Raw genomic sequence first — 20,200 nt, 5'->3', positions numbered from 1 at the left:
CCGGCGTCCCGGCGGGGGAGGAGCGGGTGTTCCGGGGATGGTGCCGGACGGTTTCGCCGTTGCCTTGCCCGCCACTGATCCCGCCCCGCGCAACGGGACCGTCGCGCGCGGTGCCCCGCTCTCCTGGGATGCTTCGGGCGTCTTCGCGTGCCACGCTGGTGGTGAGCCGCACATGCCGGGCTGCCCCGGCTGCGCCGGCCCGCGCGGCGCGAAGGAGGCCGCCGAGATGTCCAGCACCGTCAAGGACATGCTCGCCACCTACCCCGCCGACCTCGGCGGCATCGACCGGGCCGGGCTGACCCGCTGTATCGAGGAGTGCATGGCCTGCGCGCAGGCGTGTACCGCGTGCGCGGACGCCTGCCTCTCCGAGGACATGGTCGGCGACCTGGCCAAGTGCGTCCGCACCGACATGGACTGCGCGGACGTGTGCAACGCCACCGCCGCGGTCCTCTCCCGCCGCACTGGTTACGACGCCACCGTCACGGCCGCGAGGGCGCCGTCGACCCCGAACACCTTCGACGACGAGAACCGGCCGGTCTCCTGGGCGGTACGGGCAACCCCGGACCTGACGGACCACGGAAGTTCTTCAGCCCGGCGTACAACCCCGAGGTGCCCCATGAGTCATGCGGCCAGTGGTGTGTCGTCATCCCGTCACGCCCGCGACTCCGAGGGAGACACACTCCGTTGAACCGTACGCTCGCCACCACCGTCGCCTGCGTCCTGGCCGTGACGGCGGGCGGCCTGACGGCCCCGGCACTCGCGGCGCCCCCGCAGACGGCCGCGCCCGTGCCCGCCGAGGCGGTCCCGCCGCTGACCGTCCCCGCCGGTTCGGATCTCCTCGGCGCGGGCAGGACCGGCATGCTCACCCGTACCGGCACGGGCACCCGCGCCGTCCACCGGTGGACGCGGTACGCCGACGGCGCCACGACGACGCTCCCCGCCGGGACCTCCTGGGGCAGCCCGGGCACCGACCTCGTCGCCTCCCGGGCCGGGGCGGTGTACACGCTCACCGACATGAGCGGGGCGGCCGAGCCGGTCGTGATCGACACCGCCGCGCTCGGCCCGGAGGCCGCCGGGTACGTGCTCCGGCAGGTGGTCGGCACCACGCTGGTGATGTCGGGCCGGGTGGACGGGGTGGACCGGCACCACCTGGTCTCCCTGGAAGCCGGCGAGGCCGTCTCCCGGACGGTGCCCCTGCCGCAGGGCTGGGACTCCTGGCGGGACTACGTCACCGGCCCCGGCACCTTCGCGGTGATCCTCCGCTCGACGGGCACCGCGTCGCGCCGGCTCGGGGTGGTGGACGTGGCCACCGGCGAAGTCGTCGAGTCGTACGCCCTCACGTACTCGACCTCCGTCGAATCCGTCACCCTGACACCGACCCACGCGATCTGGCTGGAGAACGCCTACTCCGTGAACAAGAGGCTTGATCGTCGCTCCCAGGGGCACGGACGAGGCCCAGCCGGTGCCGCTGGACTCCCCGGGCACCGCGGACGGCGTCGTGCGCCACGCACTCGGCGACTGGGTCGCGTCCACCAAGCCGGGCGGCGGCACCGCGCTCTCCCCGAACGGCCTCCACCCGGTCGCCGTCCGCTCGGCGAAGACCGGCGCGACGTTCCCGCTCCTGGACCACGCGACGTCCCTCGTCCCCGACGGCGGCCTGCTCGCCGTCGGCGGCACGCTCGCCCAGGGCGAGGGCCTGTACCGGATCGCCCTGGACACCGCCACCGGCAGGCCCGCCGCGACCCTCGTCCGCACCTTCGGGCAGCCGACCGCCCTCACCGCGGTGACGGAGACCCCGCCGCCGGCCGGCACCGTCGACCTCGACCACGCGGGCGGCAGGGTGCCGGCCGGATGGACGTTCAGCCGTTTCAACGCCAAGGTCTCGCTGACGCTGGCACACGGCTTCTGGCCGGACCGTGGAGATCGCCGACAAGACGCCCGGCGAGGGAACGACCGCGTTCCCGCTGGACTGGAACGGCCTGTACGACGACGGCCTCCCGGCCTACAACGGCGCCTACACCTGGACGATGCGCGCCGAGCCCGCCAACGGCATCGGCCCGGCCGTCGAGCGCCGGGGCGCCTTCACGGCGGCCCGCGCGCCCCGCCCCCGCGACTTCGACGGCAAAACGGCTCACCGGACGTGCTCTCCCGCGCGGAGGACGGCTACCTCAGCGCGTACGACCTGCGGCAGCTGCGGAGCGTGAAGGCATTCCAGCAGCCGTACGAGATCCAGGTCGGCGGTGGCTGGAACACCTACGACCGCATCACCTCCACCGGGAACATCGCCGGCACCCGCGACGCCGACCTCGTCGCTCGCGACCGCTCCGGCGTGCTCTGGTTCTGCGCGGGCAAGGGCACCCACGAGGCGCCCTTCGCGGCGCGCACCCGCATCGGCGGCGGCTGGCAGCGTTACCAGGAGATCCTCGGCGTCGGCGACGTGGACGGCGACGGCCGCAACGACGTCGTGGGGGAGGAAGTGGCCGCGGATCCGGCCGCCGGCTCGCCGCAGACCGCCCTTTCCCTCTACCGGGGAACGGGCCGGTGGGCGGGACCGTTCGCCACCTGGCAGCACACCGGCTCACTGTGGAGCGACCACCAGCTCTACTGATGGGCACGGCCGCCCGGACCGTCCTGCCGACCGCGCGACCCCTGCCGCCCCGGGCCGTCGCGAAGGAGGCTACGGGCAGCAGCCCGTAGCCTCGCGGCGTCTCCGCCAGGCGCCCGCGATGCCGTTCGGCGAACTCCTGAAGCCGCTGGGCGTACCCGCCCTGCCCCGCCCGACAGCTTGCGGCCGGCCGCGACGCGGATCCGCTCGAGGGCGTCGGCGAGGTTCAGCGCCTCCGCGGACGCGGGACCCGCGGGTACGGCGAGGGGTGGAGGGGGCAGAGGAGCGGGGCCACAGAGAGGCAGAGCACGGCGGCACCGTGCGGCAGGTTCTTGATCACGACCGCAGAAAGAGTGTTCCAGAACCCCGACACGACCGGCTCCGGCCGGGAGTCCAGCCATCCGGAGGAGCACATTCACCGCGGAAACGCTCCGGCACACAGCGTCAGAGGGACACATCCGTGGTGCAACACGGTGCGGGCCCGGCTGCCGGACCGGCATGCTCCCGGGGATTCGTCCGGGCCCCGGGGGTCTGCCGGAGGAGGGGGCGTCACGGAGGGCGCGGCCCAGGACACTCCAGAATTCCTGGACTGCTGCGTCGGGGTCGTCCCCCGTGGCTGCGGCCCTGGACGACTTCCGGCAGGCAGGCATCGCGTACCCGGCGCCGCATCGGCTCAGTAGAAGACGCTCACCGTGCGCCCCCTGTGCAGAGGCGATGCGCCCCGGGCGGGGGCGGGCCTGACGGCGCTGTCCGAGAGCTTCGCTTCAGGTGACCACAGTCGGCCACGAAAATCCCGGCTGATCAGGCACGCACGTGGGAGAACTCAATCCGATGCGGTGCTCGAGGAGATGAGGTGGTCGACGACGTCGGTGAGACGGCCTCGGCGTTGGTGAGCGGCGCGTTGCCGGTCGGCGCCGCTGCCGGCGGCGCGCAGGCGTGACCAGAGGGTGTTGATCAGTTCCGCGTCGCCGTGCTCCTTCAAAGCGGGTTGCAGCCATGACAGGAGCTGGCCGATCTGGTCGACGGCAGGGACCAGCCGACCGGTGGACAAGTCGATGCCCTGCCCGGCCAGGCCGTCACGGGCGGCTCGCCAGCAAGCCGCGCGCAGTGTCTCCGGCGCGGGCCGCACCACCGGGTCGCCGGCGGCAGCGGCCCGCAGGGCGGTGGCCGTCATCGCCCTGACGAGGCCGGCGAGGAGTACGGTCTCGCCCGGGGTGGCGGTCGCGTCGGCGACGCGGAACTCGAGGGTGGGTACGTGGTGGGAGGGCCGGATGTCCCAGTACAGGCCGCCGCGGTCCATGATGCTGCCGGTGGCGATGAAGCCGGCGACGAGATCCTCGAAATGGGAAGGGGACTCGAAGTACGGGGGAGGCCCGGCAACGGGCCAGCGACCCCAGGTCGTCGTGCGCCAGCTGGCGTATCCGGTGTCCCGACCTGCCCAGAACGGTGAGTTTCCGGTGAGAGCGATCAGTGCCGGGATCCAGGAGCGCAGGCGGTTGCTGACCCGCAATGCCGTGGCGAGATCGGGAACCCCCACATGGACGTGGCAGGCGCAGGCGCACTGCTCGTCGTCCAGGGCACCGAACGCGGCGGCGCTCGCCGTGTAACGGGGGCCGGCGGTCAGCGGCGGCGGGGAAACCTCGCCGAGGACCGGGCTGCCGCTGGAAACCATCCGCAGCCCCTGGCGGGCGGCAGCCCGAACGACCGCCGCCCGCGTGGAACGGACCTGCTCCGCGAAGTCGGCAAGGCTGGAATGCGGATCGGTGCGCACCTCGACCTGGTAACGCGTCAGCTCCAGTCCCACGCGACCACCGAGCTCACCCGCCGCCTCGGCCACCACCGCGCCCGCCTGCGCGCTCACCGCACGCGACACGGGGTCGACCAGGAGGAACTCCTCCTCCACTCCCACCGTCAGCGCGGCCTGCCCGCCCGTGACCGTCCGCCTCCGGTCGTGGCCGGGGAGCAGCTCTCGTGGACCCGTAGAGATACGCCCTGCACTCGTCATAGTCATCATACTGACACGTACGGTGACCCCGAAGCAGGACGTAAAGGCGACATCCCTCGACGACGGGGAGCGGAACGTGCGCGAGGGGACACCGCCCCGATCACCGGGGGCGGCCCCGCAGGGACAGCGGAAGTCACCCGGTCGGCACAGCAGGGCTTCGACAACGGCACGGCTTGGTCCGCGGGAACAGCGCCCTCTACAGCCGGGACGGCCAGGAGCGGCCCCGCGTTTCGGGGAACCCGGCAGGTCGGCCACGCGTCGGGGGCGGTCCGCGCGGCCGGACAGGCCATGTCCTGATCGCCGGTATTGACAGGCAGGTGTGGGGTGTCGGACGTCTGCGCCCACCCGCCGCTTCGGCCGCTCCGGTGCTCGGCGTGCGGGTTCCGCCGTCCGGGCCCATCCTGAAAACCGGGCTTGGTCCCGCCGCCGCGACTTGGAGAGATGCCGTGTCCCAGACCAGTCCTGTCGTCGACGAACTGCTGGCCTCCGCGCACCAGGTGCCCGGGAAGTTGGTGACCTGGTTGCTGGAGAGCGACGACGCCCCCACGGTCCGGCTCGGCAAGGCGATCCGGACCGTACAGAACCTCCCGCTCGAACCTCCGGAGACCGGTGCCCACGGCGGGGCGGTCGTGGGGGACCCAGTGACCCATGACCCCGCGTGGTGAGTGCCCGCGGGAAGGGAGCGGCTGTCTCCAGGGTGCTGGTCACGGATCTGGACGGCACCCTGCTGGGCGGAAGCCCGCACGACCGGCAGCAGCTCCTTGACGTCCTGAACCGGGAACCGGACGTCACCCTCGTCTTCGCGACCGGCCGCAGCCTGACTTCCGTGCGGTCCCTCCTGCGCGAGGACCCGCTGCTGCCGCGTCCGCGCTGGATCATCGCTGACGTCGGCTCCAGCGTCATCGATGCCGAGCGCATGGCGCACGTCCATGCCCTGGAAGCACGGCTGCGGGCCGGATGGCCCGGTGACGCGCGGGTCAGAGCGGCACTGGAGCGATTCCCGTACCTGCGCCACCAGGAGCAGGTGGCCCAGGAGGGCCGCTGCTCGTTCTATCTGGCCCCCGAAAACCTGTCCGATGAGTTGATCAGGGCGGTGGGAACGCTGGGATGCTCCTGGTCCTACGCCTCCGATCAGTACTTCGACGTCCTGCCGCCCCGGGCGGACAAGGGAAACGCGCTGCGCCTGCTCGCCCGTACGCTCCACTGGCCCCGCCAGGCGGTGCTGGTGGCCGGAGACTCCCTCAACGACCTTTCGCTGTTCCGCCTGGGCACGCACGCGGTCGTGGTCGCCAACGCGGAACCCGCCCTGATCAAACAGGCTCCAGCCGATGCCCGCGTCCACCACTCGGCCCTGGACGGCGCGGCCGCCGTGCTCGACGGACTGGAGCGCCTCGGCTGGTCTGCGACACGGTCGGTGGTGATCGGCTATCACCGCCCACCACTACGCTGGGCCGACGGCGTCTGGCAGGCACCATCCAGTCCCAACGGCATCCTGCCGACCCTGCAAGCAGCCCTGACCGACAAGCACCTGAGCGTCGTGTGGGCCGCCGCCCACATCGGCGACGCACCGCCGCCGTCCCCGCCCAGGCCGGCCGCCGGCCCGGCCCTCTCCCTCCTGCCGCTGCCATCCGACCGGTGGGCCGGTTACTTTCACCACACGTGCAAAGAGACCCTCTGGCCGGCCCTGATGTCCCAACCCGGCCTCATCCGGCACCGGCCCGCGCACTGGGCCGCCTACGAGGCCGTCAACACCGATTTCGCCCGCCACATCGCCTCCCTCGCGGGACAGGGCGCCACGGTTTGGCTCCACGACTACAACCTCTGGCTCGTACCCGCCTTCCTCAAGGCCGACCGCCCCGACCTGACCGTCGGGCTCTTCCACCACACACCCTTTCCCCACCCCGACGTCTTCCGGCGCATCCCGGCGGCCGACCAACTGTGCGACTCCCTCGCCCGCCTGGACTGGGCCGGCTTCCACACTCCGGACTGCGCCGACAATTTCCGCCGGCTCCTCGCCGGCGCCGCGGTGCCCGCCCCGCACATCGGCGTGCACCCTCTGGGCATCGACCGCCGGGCCGTCGCCCGTCTCGCCCGCACCAGGGCCGCAGCCCTGCCGCGCCGCCAGGACGACGGGCCCCAACTGGTGCTCTCCGTGGAACGCCTCGACTACGCCAAGGCCCCTGTCCACAAGATCCGCGCGCTGGACACGCTCCTCGCCGAAGAGCCCACACTCCGGCGGCGGGTCCGCTTCCGTCTGATCTGTCCTCCGCCCGAACCCGGCATCCACGCCTACGACGCGACCCGCACCGCGCTGGAGAACGCCATCACCCGCGTCAACCGCCGATGGGGTACGAAAGGCTGGAAGCCCGTCGAGTACATCCCCCACAGTCTCGACTTCCCCGAAGTCGTCGACCACTACCTCGCAGCTGACGTGTTCTGGGTGGCCTCGCTCGCCGACGGCATGAACCTCACCGCCCAGGAATACATCGCCGCCCGCCATGCCGCCCGCCGCCCCGGTGTCCTGGTTCTCTCCCGCCGTGCGGGAATCGCCCAGTGCTTGGGTACCGCGGCCCTGCTGACCGACCCCTTGCACCCGCACGACCTGGTGGACACCCTGCGTGCCGCACTGACCATGCCGGAGGTCGAACGTGCCGCACACCTCACCCGTCTGGCGGCCCTGCTGGACAATCCCGCCCCCACCGACTGGGCGCGCACAGTCATCTCCGCCATCCGCGCCAGCGCCGCCCCGCGGACACGCACCCGCTGAAGGGGCGCCTCGGGGGAACGGCGAACACCGCCCCACCCTGCTGCGACACCGGGACGCCCCGCCGAGCGCCGCCGGCCCCGAGCGCCGCCGGCGCCGGATGGCCGCCTGACGCCGGCTGATGGCGGTAAGGACGGCTCACCAGGCGCGCCGTTTCCTCGCCCTGGTCCAGCGGGGCCGCCGCGAGCCCGGCCTGGACGGGACGATCGTGAACACGGCCGTCACGGCGCACTGCCTGGACATCACCGAACCGAAGACCACCCGCGGCCTGTCGGCGGAGTACCGCTGGGCTCACCCCGACCCGACCCGCGCTCGTCGGCGTTCACCGGAAGCGGCCCCCGGCGCCGGCCCCCGGCCGGCCTCACCACCCCGGACGCCCCGGCGATCGCTACGAGCCCCGTCCCGAAGCTCCCGCTGCCCGGCCGGTCCTCGAGGAGCGGCAGCGCGGTCAGCGTCCCGGGCAGCCCGGTTCCGGTCACGGAGGGGCGAGCCCCTGAAGTGGCCCCCCCACTCCCGTGTTTCTCCTTGACCTGGCTCCCTGGCTCCCTGGCTCCCTGGCTCGCCGTGCGCGTTCGGTCATTCGGGTTCATCCTGGGATCCGGGCCGTGAAGCCCACAGGCCGACCTGCCGGGAGGATCTGTGATTCTGCTCAGCCTGCTCCTGCCTGCTGTGATGGTGGCTTTCCTCTTCGCCACGGACGCGCTCGAAAACCTCCTCTTCCCCTGTCCGGAGGTTCCGGACGCTCTCACCCCTGCGAGTGACGGCGACGAACACCTCACGCTCTGACGGTTCCGAGACGACGAGGTGGAGGTGGAGGAAGTCGGCATCGGCGCTCTTCTGATGCCTCCTGGACTGGACGACCTACGTGCCGAACGTGACGCGCAGCGTGGGCATGAGGGTTTCGGCGCGCTCGCGGGCCGAAGCATCGTGTACGTGCGACGGCCGTGGGACGGCGAGGACGACGAGCCGGTGCACGTCACTGCGGGCTTTCCGGCGCGGGCCTACCGGGCGCTGACCGGGAGCGTGGTGGGCGGGCCGCCGTGTAGGCGTACGGATCGGGGCGTGTCCCGGCCGGAGACCCTCCGGCCGGGACACGCGGGGTTCGCCTGCAAGGATCAGGCGGCGGGCGTCAGGAAGTGACAGTTGGCGGAGACGGGGTTGTTGTTGGTCGTCGCGTCGGCCGTCCGGACCCGCCAGCCGTAGCTGTGGCCGGGGGTGAGCGTCGGGACGGTGAGCGAGACGGTGCCCTGGCCCTTGACCGTGGAACTCTTCGAGCCCGGCGTGCCCAGGCTCAGGATCTGGGTCGAGGTGGTGTTGTCCCACAGGGAGAACTCGGCCCACACGTCCTTGGACGGGTCGGGGTGTCGGACCGTCGCGGTGAGCGTCGGCGTGAGCGTGGCGGCGATGCCGAAGGCGTTCCCGTACAGGCCGCCGTGCTGGTGGCAGCCCTGGGAGTTCATGCCTTCGACGACGGGCATCGCGACGTTCTTGCCGGTCGGGGCCGTCACGGTCCCGGCGTACGAGGCGACCTGGTCGTCGCGCAGGGCGCAGGCGAAGGCCTCGGCCCGCTGGATGCGGCCCTTGAAGCCGGCGTTGCGCACGCCGCTGACGAGGTCGCGGCCGACGACGAAGGGACCGGTCGCGGACCACCTGGCGGTGTGCGTGGTCTCGGCCTTCTTCGTGCCGTCGACGAAGAGGCTCACCTTGCCGGTGGAGGCGTCGTAGACGCCGGTGAGCCTGGTCCACTGGCCCTTGACCGCGCCGGGCGCGACGGCCTGGTCGATGTTCCAGCCGTCGGCGTCGGCCCTCGGCAGGCCGAAGCGCCAGGAGTTGTCGCCCGCGTTGTAGAAGAGGATCATGCCGCTGACCCGGGTGCCGTCCTGGGACACGACGGCGGACGTGCCCGCGTCGGCGTCGGGCCTGCAGTTCCTCTTGCCCAGGTGACACTCCGGCTGGGTCGTGACCAGGTAGTCCGTGCGGTCGCCGAACTCCGTCCGCGAGTCGCAGCCGGTGAAGCCGCCGGTCGAGAAGAGGTAGTCGATCTTGGACGAGGTCATGGTGTACGACGTGTACCCTCCGTCGGTCGACGTGGCCTCGTTGGTCCGGGTGAGCTTCGTGTGTTCGTTGACGGCGTCGCCGGGAAAGTGCGCTCGCTGGTCGCACTCCGCCATCAGGTCGTAGAGCGGCTTGAGCGTTGTCTGGTTGCTGGTGTTGAAGTCACCGCCCAGGACCACGGACGGGAACTGCTTCACGACCCGCTCGACGATGTCGAGCTGCTTCTGGTAGTAGGCCGCGGCCGTCTCCGTCGAGATCGGGACCTCCCAGTGCGGCTTCTCCTTTTTCTTCGTCGTGTCGGAGTGGAAGTTGGAGATGTGCGTGCTGCACAGGTGGCTTTCCCAGCCCTCCACCTCGGCACAGAGGATGGTGCCGCTGTTCATGGAGAGGCCGGTGCCGACCGGAGTCCCGAAGTCGTCCTCCGACCGCCAGGTGATCTTTCCCTTGACGGCGATGGCGTTGCTCAGCGTGCCGGTCAGGTGATCGCCACGGCAGTCCGAGCCCTCGGAGTCGAGGAGCTCGGGGTCCCCGCGCTCGGGCTCTACCCCGTGCGGGTCGTCGGGCCGGGTCACACCTGCCGAGGCGAAGCTCCACTCGCCCGCGGGGAGGAGCTTCTTGAGTTCGTCGAGGTGGCTCGTTCCGGTGGTGTCGCCCGGTGTCCTGCCGACGCAGACCTCCTGGAGCAGCACGGCGTTGAGCTTGTGCTCGTTGATGAGCCGGACGACGCCCTCCATCTTCCTGCGCGGACCGGAGCCGTCGGGGATCGAGAAGCCGTCCTCGTCGTACCGTCCGGTGGCGGCGCCGTTCCGCCAGGGGCAGTACCCGGCATCCGAGGCGGTCCGACCGCCTGCTTCCCCGCACATGTTCCAGGTCGCCGCGCGCACCGACTCGCGGGTGTAGCCGGTCGCCGTCGGGTCCCCGGGGACGAGGGCCGTGGCGGGCGTCGCCTGGCCCCCGACGAGCAGGACGGCGGCCAGAGCGGGAGCCCACGCGTGCAGCCATCGGGCCGCGAATCTTCTCATGTCAACTCACAAACGGACGTATGGGTGTTCTCGTCCCCCCGCCCTGGAGGCCAGGACGGCCCCAGGACTATAGGGAACCCGCTCCTGGACGGACCCCTCCGCCCCGCGTCCGCGTCCACCGCCGTCGTGCGGGCCCGGCGGTGGTTGGCCTTGCCGCTGGGGGAGCGCTGGATGCGGTCGGGCAGGACCGGTTGGCGCGGGACCTTGTAGCCGGCAGTGGGCCCGGATCGCCTCCAGGTCCAGGGGCGGCGCGCCGGCACGAGCCGGCTGCGTGTCGTCCCCGCACTGTCGGAGAAGGCCGGCGGACGGCTGTGGGAGGACACCGCCCTGGCGGACGCCGCAGTACCCCGGAACGGTCCCGCGTCCCCGGCCGCGGAACCTTATGGACTGGACGCGCGGCTCGTACGCGTACCGGGCCGAGCGCACCGGGTTCATCACCACACCGGCGGTCGTCGCCGGCGGTCCGTGCTCGACCGCGCCCCCACCCTGCCGGACACCGGGTGGCGGGACCTGCGCGGCGCATCGTGTGCGCTTGCTGCGGTGCCGACCGAGCGTGAGGCCGTACGGCAGTCGTGGATCGACCGCAATTTCCGCTCCTTCCTGGGCGTCGACCCGCCCCGGATCCACGAGCAGTTCATGGACGGCGTGGGGCAGAATGGTGACCCCGGCCAGTGACCACCGGCTGGTCGGCGCCCGGCCATCCCGGAGGTTGACGGATCGGGAGGGTCCGATGGACCCGTTCGGCAGCCGAACCCCTTACCGCTCCCGCGGAACGACGAGTCTGTGGCCGAGCCACCGAGCACGAGGTCTACCCGCGCACTCAGGTCGCCCACCGATGAGTTTCCCGCACCGCGCCGGTCCGTACGTGTGAGACCGGGGCCGACTCACGGAAGGCTGGAGCCATGCGGAGACTGATCTACGGCATGAACCTGTCCCTGGACGGCTACATCGCCGCGCCCGGCGACGACATCGGCTGGAGCGCGCCGAGCGACGAGCTGTTCCAGTTCTGGTCCGACCAGTTGCAGGCGACTGATCTGACCCTGTACGGGCGCAAGCTGTGGCAGACGATGAGCTCCTACTGGCCGACCGGCGACCAGCAGCCCGACGCCACCCCTGCGGAGGTCGAGTTCGCGCGTCGCTGGCGGAACATGCCGAAGGTGGTGTTCTCCTCCACGATCGACGAGGTCGAGTGGAACACCCGTCTGGTCACGGGCGACGCGGTCGCCGAGATCAGCCGGCTCAAGGCCGAGGACGGCGGCCCGATGGACATCGGCGGCGCGACGCTCGCCGGGGCGGCCATGCGGGCCGGGTTGATCGACGAGTACGTGTTGGCCACCGCGCCGGTCCTGGTGGGCGGCGGCACGCCGTTCTTCACCGCATTGGACAGCTGGGTGAACCTCAACCTGGTGGAGACGCGGACGCTTCCCTGCGGCGTGATCCTGACCAGGTACGAGACGAGGCGCTGAGCGCCCGTCACGCGACTCGAACCTCCGTTCCGAAGAGGGCTCGACGGTGCGACGCGGTACGAGTGACGCTCCTGCCCGCCGGCCGGAACCACCTGAGCCTGACCGTCCGGTCGAACTTCGCCCTGCTCACCCGCAGGCGGGCGGCGGCCTGGTCGGGGCCGAGGGCGGCCGGCGGCGGTGCCGGCCGTGCGGTGGCCGGATGCGCAGGGGCTGGAGGACCTGGCCCGGCTGGATGCCGGTTTCTGCGGTGGCGCGGGCGAGTTGGCCCCGGACGAGGGGTGGACGCGCCGGTGGACGACGGTCTGGCGTTTCGGGGGACTCCGGTGGTCCACCCGGTCCGGGATCTCGCCGGGGCGGAGGCGGTCCGGAGCCGGCCGGTGCGTCGTTTCACTCGGCGGGGACCGGGCAATTGCACCGGCCGGGCCTGGTGCACCGAAGTAGGCCGACGCCACTTCTACCCCCCCGCCTGCGCCCTTGTCGAAGCCGGCCGCCATCGCCCCGGTATCGCTGAACACCTGACAGTCCTCCCGGGCGTCATCCCCTCGCCTTCCCCGCCGCTGACACCGCCTGGGCCCAGGCCCGCGCCCGTTGTACCGCTGCCCCACCCCGGAACACCCCGACGGCGCCGTCGTCGCCACCGCGGACACGCACCGCTGGAAGGGTGGGCCCGCGCGCGTCGTCGCGCTCACCCTGCAGGAGCCCGGGGAGCCTCCTCCACGTAGTCGGACAAGTGAAGTCAGGCCACGCCCGCGGTGTGTTCAAGCCGTGTAGAGCACGAGTAGCCCCGGAACCGACTCTTCACTTCGAACGCACATGCCAGACTCGCTGACGCTCCGCCAGGAGAGATCCGCACACTCGCCGCCGACCCCGGACCGCACGGACCGGGGTCGGCGTTCCATGCGCCCGGAAGGGGAACAGTGGCAGCTCAGGACTCCCTGCTCAAGAAGTACGGGGACCGGTCGTACCGGTACGTGACGATGGTCCGGCACCAGGGCACGACGATCGCGTTCGCGATGGACGCCTCCCGCCGGATCGTCCACACGGTGCTGGACCTGTCCGGTCCGGCGGCCAAGGGGGAGGTGGACTCGGCGTACTGGAGCGACAACCCGGCCGAGGTGGCCTTTCCCCGGGAGATCGCCGAGGTGGGGTACGCCGTGGCCGGCGCGACGGCGATGCCGACGGTCAAGCGGGGCGGGGCAGAGGCCGGTGCCGACGAGCGGCCGACCACCGCGGAGATCGACCCGTTCCTGTCCAGCACGGCTCGGCTGACGGCGGACGCCCCGTTCCACGTGATATCCGACGGCACGTACGTGGTGATCCTGCGGCAGTCGGTCGGCGGGACGCACCCGGACGCGGTGTACAAGCTGACCGGCGGCGGCAGTTCGGGGGACGCGTCCCGCGCCGACTACGTGCTCAGCGCCGCGAAGAAGGTGCCGCTGGTGCGCGACACCCTGCTCGTCGACCGGTTCGTGTTGGTGGACGGGAAGCTGAAGCCGGTGCTGGAGGTGCGCTTCAAGCGCAGCCGGCACGCCACCCGCCCGGAGTCGGCCAAGGACAGCCTGGGCACCGAGGACATGGAGGGCCGCCCGTTCCACGAGCCGACCCAGGAGCTGTCCTTCGTCCGGAACCTGACTCAGGGCCGGTTCGCCGCCGTCCTGGTGCCCACCGCTGTCGCCAACGTGCAGCGCTGGCAGCTGTTCGCCCACAACGACGCCACCGGCCGCGTCGACAGCTTCAACATCGAGCAGGGCGCCCAGGGACTGTTCAACACCCAGGGAACCCGCTTCTGGACCAGCCCGGATGCGGCCTACCGGGACTCGGTGTTCGAGCGCAGCCCGGGCACCTGCCCCTTCACCGGCCGCGAGCTGGTGCCGGTGACCGGCAGTGAGGGCCACGCGGAGACCGCGCTGCGCCTGGACGGCGTCGACGGCCACCTCGACCTGGGCGACCGGGCGCCGCTGCACTTCGGCGGGAAGGCATACTCGATCGAGGCGTGGGTCAAGCCCGCCGCCCTGGAGGGCCCGGTGCTGGGCCGCGGCGGGGAGTACCTGTTCGGCGTGGACGCCAACGGCGCGGTGTTCCTCAGCCACGACGGGGCGCCGACGGCGCTCACCTCCACCGAAACGCTCGCGACGGACAGCTACGCCCACATCGCCGCCACCTTCGACGGCACCACGGCGAAGCTGTACGTCAACGGCAAGCAGGCCGGGAGCGCGGCGCTGCCGTTCACGCCGCTCACCGGCGTGCACACCCTGGTCGGCAAGCGGAGTTCCGGCGGCACCGACAGCTTCTTCAACGGCGACCTCGATGAGCTGCGGATCTGGAACCGGGTGCGCTCGGCGGCCGAACTCACCACGGACCTGAACAACCGGCTGATCGGTAACGAGCCGGGTCTGGTGGCCTACTACCGCTTCGACGAGGGCACGGGCACCACCGCCCACGACCAGACCGACCACGCCGGGCACGGCACGCTCGTGGGCAACGCGCGGTGGACCGGCTCGGACGCCCCGGTCGGCGAGCACCCCGGGGTGCGGCGCGACAGCTTCACCCTCAAGGGCCGCTCGGTGGTCTCCGGCATGTCGGCCCTGCTCTACCACCAGCAGGAGAACGTCGTCGCGGGCTACCGCGCCGACCCCAAGCCGGCCAAGCGGCAGGCCCGGGTGATGCTGGCCTTCGCCGCGAAGTACGGCCAGGAGCCCGCCGTGGCCACCCTGGACTTCGGGGTGGGCCGGGACGGCCGGCTGGCCCAGGTGCCGGACCTCCTGGAGCCGCAGGTGCTCAAGCGCCCGACGAAGGGCCAGGACTCGGAGCAGGTCAGCACCCTGCAGCAGTTGGTCAAGCGGCTGGAGCCGGAGGTCGCCGCCATCGAGGCGGACATCAACCGGCTGAAGGGCGCCGCCGGGCGGCTGGCCGAATACCAGGCGGAGTACGACCGGCTCAAGCCCGGGTTCGACCTCCTGGAGCAGCAGTATTTCGCCGAGAAGGATCTGGTGACTTCCTGGATCTACAACATCGAGCTCAAGACCCCGCGGGTGATGCCCGGCGGCACGTATCAGTGGCTCACCGGCGTCGACAGCCAGGCGGAGAGCGGCGCGGTCCTACTCGTCGAGGGCGCCTTTACGTCCTGGCGGTTCGAGGCCGTCGGCGAGAGCCAGGACGGCAGGCCCTGCTACTGGCTGGTCTCCCACCGGTTCAACAAGGATGTCCGCGTCGTGGGCAATTCGACGTCGGAGAACGCCCAGCTGTACCTGCGCCCCCGCGACCCGGGCAACCGGGCCGCACAGTTCCAGCTGGTCACCGAGGGCGACTGCGTCCGCCTCGTCAACCGGGCGAGCCGGCTCGCGATCGGCTCGCCCTCCACGTACCAGTTCGCCCAGGCGCTCCAGTCGAGCGAGTGCCTCAAGGCGGAGTCGGGGCTGTTCCGGATGACCCAGGTGGCCATGCGGTCGGGAGTCGACCAGCGCTACTTCGCGGCCAAGACGCAGATGGATCCCGCGCGCGAACGCCTCCAGGAGGCGCTCAAGGCCCAGCAGCGCATCGCGGAGCTGCAGATCAACCTGACCGCCAAGCAGGCCGAACTCGCCGACGCACGGACCCAGCTGGCCAAGCTCTCGGGCGCGCTCCAGGGCGACGACGACCTCACGGTCGCGATGCCGCTGCTCGCGGTGGACAGCACCGGCCTGAGCCTGACCGGGGGCCTGCTGGAGTTCGCCCGGGGCACCGACCGGCCCGCACTCCTGGACAGCGGCACCGGCAACCTCGTGCTGTACTTCCGCGGCGCCGACGACCAGTTCTTCGCCGCGTACTACGACACCGCCGTCCTGCGCGGCACCCGGACACTCGCCGCCGACACCGGCACGCTCGTCTTCCTCGCCCGGGACCCGGCCGTCCCCCTGGACAACGCCACGATCACCGTCACCGACGGCGACGCGCCCGGCCGCTGCGACCTGACCGTAACCGTCGGCCCGGACACCGAGACCTGGCGCTCCCTGCCGCGCAAGGCCGAGCAGATGGCCGCCGCACTGGCTGGCAGCCCCGGCCGCCCGGTGACGCTCAGCGCGGTCGCCCGGGTGACGGGCAGCACCGTCGAACTCACCACGCCCACCACCGTCGCCGTCCCGGCCAAGGCCCACCTGCAGATCGGCGGCACCGGCTACGCCGTGGCCACCGACGCCCCGATCGGCGCCAAGTCGCTGGAGCTGACGGCGAAGAACGTCACGGCCAAGCCCGGCGACAAGGTGAGCCTGGTCGGCTACGACTGGGCCAGGGCGCAGTCCACCCGCCCCGGGGTGCTGCTCTCCGCCGGCTCCCGCCTGGTCACGCTGAGCACGGGCGGGGCCGAATCCGTGCCCAACGGCACCGCCAAGGGGGCGATCACCGGGCGCGGCTGCCGCTGGCGGGCCGAGATGCCGGGCCGGGCCTTCCTGTTCGACGGCAAGGAGCAGTACCTGACCCTGCCCGCCGGCAAGCAGCAGAGCATCGCCCCGACCGGTGACCTGAGTCTGGAGGCGTGGGTCAACCCCGAGGCCGGAGGGGGCCGGATCGTCCACGCCAGGACGGACGGGTCGGGCTACTCCCTGGCGCTCGCCCCGGCCGCCCTGCCGGCCTGGCAGTTCGTTAACGGCACCAAGGCCCAGCTGACTCCCTCGCTCGACCTGGCGAACCGGGACTTCACCATCGAGCTGTGGGCCAAGCGCAACCAGTCCCGGGGCCGCGTCGAGCCGCTGCTGTTCCACGGCGCGACGGCCGGCCGGGTCGACCAGTCCCTGCACCTGTGGTTCCACCCCGACGAGACCTTCTACTTCTCGCTGTACGGCGACGACATGAAGACCACCCAGGCATACCCGGACCTGGAGTGGCACCACTGGGCCGCTGTGTACAAGAACGCCACCCGGGAGCAGATCCTCTACCGGGACGGCGTCGAGGTCGGCCGCCGCACCTCCACCGGGGCCTACACCGGCAACGGCCCGCTGATCCTGGGCCACTTCCCCTTCAACGGTGACTACCTCGACGGCCAGATCGACGAGGTCCGGGTCTTCGGCCGGGCTCGCACCAAGCTGGAGATCTCCGCCGAGCGCCACCAGCGCCTCTCCGGCCGGGAACCCGGTCTGCTGGGGTACTGGACCTTCCCCGGCACGAGCGGCCCGGCCTCGCCGATCAAGGGCTATCAGGTGACCGCCCGGGTGGGCGACCGGGTGCTGAAGTCGGGCGAGCGCTTCCCCTGCAACGAGTGGGCGCACCTCGCCGCCACCTTCACCCAGTCCTGGGCGCTGAGCCTGGACGGCGGCGAGGGCCTGTCGGTGGCCGCGCAACCCGCGCTGGACGTGCTGGAGGACCTCACCGTCGAGGCGTTCGTCCGGATCGACAAGCTGGGCACGCCCATCGGCCTGCTCACCAAGGGCACGGTCATCGACGGCGGGCGGGACGGCGTCCCGTACCAGCTCAGCGTCCGGGCCGATGGCCTGGTGGAGTTCGCCTTCGCCGAGGCGAACGGCAAGCCCGTCCGCTACACCTCCGACCGGGCCGTCACGCCCGGCGCGTTCCAGCGCATCACCGTGGTGCGCGAGCGCCGCAAGCCCGCGGTCTCCACCACGGCCCAGACGACCACGAACGCGGTCCAGCCGGAGCAGGAGATCCGCTTCTACCTCGACGGCGGTGCCGTCGGCAGCCACGTGTACAGCGGCCCCGGCGCGCAGTCCAACACCAGCGAGGTGGTGATCGGCCGCGGCCTGACCGGTGTGCTGTGCGAGCTGCGGCTGTGGAACTCCGCCCGGCCGCAGGCCCGGCTCGGGCTGCCGGTCACCTCGCGTGAGAAGGGCCTGCTGGCGCGCTGGGCGTTCAACGAGAACGCCGGCAACGTCACCCTCGATGTGTCCGGTACCTTCCCGGCGAAGCTGCGCGGCGCCCGCTGGACCCGCGACGTCGACCCCCTGGCCAGCCCGCTGCGGCTGTACCGCAACGGCGAGCCGCTCACCGAGGCACCACTGACCGCGCAGGACACCACTGCGGCCTGGGGTGACCCCCAACTCACCCTGGGCGCACGGTTGGAGGGAGGCAAGCCGACAGACCTGCTCACCGGCACGCTGGAGGAGGTCCGCATCTGGCGGACCGTCCGCACCCAGGAGCAGATCCAGGACAACCTGTTCACCCGCCTGCGCGGGGAGAAGCAGGACCTGCTCGGCTACTGGCCCTTCGACCGGGACTCCACCGAGCCCGGCAGCACGTCCGTCCGGGACGAGGGCCTGCGCGGCAACCACCTGGGCTTCTCCGCCAAGCGACCGCGCGTCCTGCTCTCCACCGCGCCCGTCTCCACCGACACCGCCCAGGTCCGCTCGGCCCTCGCCGACGTCCGCACCCCCTTCCACGACACCATCGCCGGCGCCCCCGCCGTCACCGAGTACGCCGACCTGCAGTACGACGCCAAGGGCGAGGCGCTCGGCGTGCTCAAGCGCTGCTACGCCTTCGTCCGGGACGGCCGCTGGCACCTGGTCACCGGTTACAAGGTCGGCGACCTGACCACCGAGTGGGTCGGCCAGGCCCAGTTCGACCCGCAGCTCGTCGGCTACGTCGAGGGCGCCCCGCCGGTGCCGTCCGAGAACCTCACCGACAAGGCCGACGGCTGGGCCGGCGCCTCCTCCGTGGAGTTCGCCGAGGCCGACCAGGTGGTGCGCAGCCTCTCCTCCAGCAGGACCCGCAGCGTCAACGCCGCCTTCAACTTCACCTTCGGCGTCGAGACCGACGCCAGTGTCCTGACGATCACCGCCCCGCTCGGCTTCGGCACCGCGCAGCCACTGGCCGAGGGCCAGATGAAGATCGGCGGGAAGGGCAGCCTGGAGTTCGCCAACACCTGGAGCACCGACACCAAGGTCAGCCAGGGCCAGAACACCGCCCGCAAGACGAAGCTGGCGCTGACCGGGTACACCGAGGACGCGGCCAAGGTGCTGAACACCGCCGTCGGCCGCCGGTACGTGCCCGCCAACACCGGCACCGCCCTGGTCCAGTCCCAGACAGCCGACGTCTTCGCGCTGCGCCTGGCGCACACCGGCGCCCTGGTCGCCTACCGGATGCTGCCCAACCCCGACATCCCGCTGGACTGGAACATCATCCACTTCCCGATCAACCCCCGCTACACCAAGCAGGGCACCCTGGACGGCGCGGTCGGCTTCGACGACCGCGGCAAGGTCCTCGACCCCGACTACCCCACCGCCACCGCGTACGGCGAGTACAGCTACTTCAAACCGCGCGACGCCTACGCGCTCAAGCGCCGCATCACCCGCGACCAGCAGCGCCTGGAAGCCTTCTACGAGTCGGTCTCAACCGAGACCCACCACGCGGACCCGACCGGGGCCCAGGCGCAGTCGGTGCTGCGCTCGATGGGAGTCTCCGGCGGGCAGCAGGAGGCCGGCCGCGGCGCCTCCGGCAGCGCGGCCGCGACCGGCTTCTCGCACCGGGACCTGGTCAACACCTACGTCTGGACGGCCCAGGGCGGCTTCTTCGCCGAGAGCACCGAGGCCACCGACGCCGTCAGCGAGACCACCTCCGGCTCGTACACCTTCAGCGGCTCGTTCGGCGCCAGCTTCGAAGGCAGCTTCGGCGCCCTCGGCCTCGGATGGTTCGGCAGCCTCGACGCCTCCGTGGGCGGCGGTTTCAGCGTCACCAGGGCCAAGGCCAAGGACGCCTCCCGCTCCTTCGGCCTCGACGTCCAGTGCGCGCCCTCCGGCGACCTCCAGCGCCGCGACGGCAACGGCAAGCCGGTCTACAACGCCGCCGGCAAACCCGTGCTGGTGCCCGGCAAGGTCGACGCCTACCGCTTCCTCACCTTCTACCTCGGCGAGAACAGCGCCAACTTCGACGACTTCTACCACAAGGTCGTCGACCCGACCTGGCTGCAGGGCAGCGACGCACCCGACGCCGCCGCCCTCCGCCAGGCCCGCCAGAACACCGCCAAACCCCCGTGCTGGCGCGTCCTGCACCGCGTCACCTACGTCAGCCGCGTCCTCGCCCCCGTACCGCCGCCCGGCGCACCGCCGCTGGAGAAGGCGATGCGCGCCGAGAACATCGACAGCAACTACGAACTGATCAAGCGCCTCGAACCGTACGTCCGCCCGGCCGCCACCACCACCGGCGCCCTTGCCACCGCCACCCGGGAGGTCCTCGCGACCCAGCTGCCCGAACTCCTGCCCCACGCCACCGAGGTCATCGACTACCTCACCCGCTACTTCGGCATGGAGAACTGACTCCCGCCCGGCCCTCCGGCACCCCGGAGGGCCGGGCCCGCCTCGT

At 71.8% G+C, this 20,200-nt stretch carries 11 protein-coding genes; 8 read left to right on the top strand and 3 right to left on the bottom strand.

The features are described from left to right. Positions 1–226: 226 nt before the first annotated feature. Positions 227–688 carry a hypothetical protein gene (locus tag ACFYZY_RS27385; protein ID WP_388699243.1) on the top strand — a complete coding sequence of 154 codons (462 nt, stop codon included), beginning with the start codon at positions 227–229 and terminating at the stop codon, positions 686–688. A gap of 535 nt (positions 689–1,223) precedes the next feature. Here ACFYZY_RS27385 and ACFYZY_RS27380 read toward each other — a convergent pair. Beyond that, positions 1,224–1,367 carry a hypothetical protein gene (locus tag ACFYZY_RS27380; protein WP_388699240.1) on the bottom strand — a complete coding sequence of 48 codons (144 nt, stop codon included), beginning with the start codon at positions 1,365–1,367 and terminating at the stop codon, positions 1,224–1,226. A 56-nt stretch (positions 1,368–1,423) separates the two neighbouring features. Here ACFYZY_RS27380 and ACFYZY_RS27375 point away from each other — a divergent pair, with 56 nt between their 5' ends. Continuing rightward, a complete protein-coding gene (locus tag ACFYZY_RS27375; protein WP_388699237.1) occupies positions 1,424–2,608 on the top strand; it encodes an FG-GAP repeat domain-containing protein in 1,185 nt (394 codons plus the stop codon). An 820-nt stretch (positions 2,609–3,428) separates the two neighbouring features. Here ACFYZY_RS27375 and ACFYZY_RS27370 read toward each other — a convergent pair. After that, on the bottom strand, positions 3,429–4,508 hold the full coding sequence (locus tag ACFYZY_RS27370; RefSeq protein ID WP_388699234.1) for a glutamate--cysteine ligase: 1,080 nt from the start codon (positions 4,506–4,508) through the stop codon (positions 3,429–3,431). Between the two features lie 548 nt (positions 4,509–5,056). Here ACFYZY_RS27370 and ACFYZY_RS27365 point away from each other — a divergent pair. From ACFYZY_RS27365 to ACFYZY_RS27355, 3 genes are all read left to right on the top strand, one after another. Further along, positions 5,057–5,275, top strand: coding sequence for a hypothetical protein (locus ACFYZY_RS27365; protein ID WP_388699231.1), 219 nt, complete (start codon positions 5,057–5,059; stop codon positions 5,273–5,275). A 32-nt stretch (positions 5,276–5,307) separates the two neighbouring features. Beyond that, positions 5,308–7,377 carry an HAD-IIB family hydrolase gene (locus ACFYZY_RS27360; RefSeq protein ID WP_388699228.1) on the top strand — a complete coding sequence of 690 codons (2,070 nt, stop codon included), beginning with the start codon at positions 5,308–5,310 and terminating at the stop codon, positions 7,375–7,377. Positions 7,378–8,013: 636 nt separating this feature from the next. Further along, complete coding sequence (locus ACFYZY_RS27355) at positions 8,014–8,160, top strand: hypothetical protein (protein WP_388699225.1); 147 nt, start codon at positions 8,014–8,016, stop codon at positions 8,158–8,160. Positions 8,161–8,489: 329 nt separating this feature from the next. Here the strand turns inward: ACFYZY_RS27355 and ACFYZY_RS27350 are convergent, their stop codons facing one another. After that, the gene (locus ACFYZY_RS27350; RefSeq protein WP_388699222.1) at positions 8,490–10,451 is read right to left on the bottom strand and encodes a LamG-like jellyroll fold domain-containing protein; all 1,962 of its coding nucleotides are present in this window, start codon (positions 10,449–10,451) and stop codon (positions 8,490–8,492) included. 540 nt (positions 10,452–10,991) lie between these two features. Between ACFYZY_RS27350 and ACFYZY_RS27345 the strand changes: the two genes are divergently transcribed. From ACFYZY_RS27345 to ACFYZY_RS27335, 3 genes are all read left to right on the top strand, one after another. After that, positions 10,992–11,126: a hypothetical protein gene (locus ACFYZY_RS27345; RefSeq protein ID WP_388699220.1), complete on the top strand. Its 135-nt coding sequence runs from the start codon at positions 10,992–10,994 to the stop codon at positions 11,124–11,126. Positions 11,127–11,353: 227 nt separating this feature from the next. Further along, positions 11,354–11,917 carry a dihydrofolate reductase family protein gene (locus ACFYZY_RS27340; protein ID WP_388699217.1) on the top strand — a complete coding sequence of 188 codons (564 nt, stop codon included), beginning with the start codon at positions 11,354–11,356 and terminating at the stop codon, positions 11,915–11,917. A gap of 917 nt (positions 11,918–12,834) precedes the next feature. Continuing rightward, positions 12,835–20,154 (top strand): LamG-like jellyroll fold domain-containing protein, encoded by a 7,320-nt coding sequence (locus ACFYZY_RS27335; RefSeq protein WP_388699215.1) that lies wholly within the window; start codon positions 12,835–12,837, stop codon positions 20,152–20,154. The last annotated feature ends 46 nt before the right edge of the window (positions 20,155–20,200 follow it).

Source organism: Streptomyces sp. NPDC001744 (assembly GCF_042892575.1).
Taxonomy (GTDB): domain Bacteria; phylum Actinomycetota; class Actinomycetes; order Streptomycetales; family Streptomycetaceae; genus Streptomyces.
Note: the sequence above shows the minus strand (reverse complement) of the source record. Positions and strands in the feature narration are given on the sequence as shown.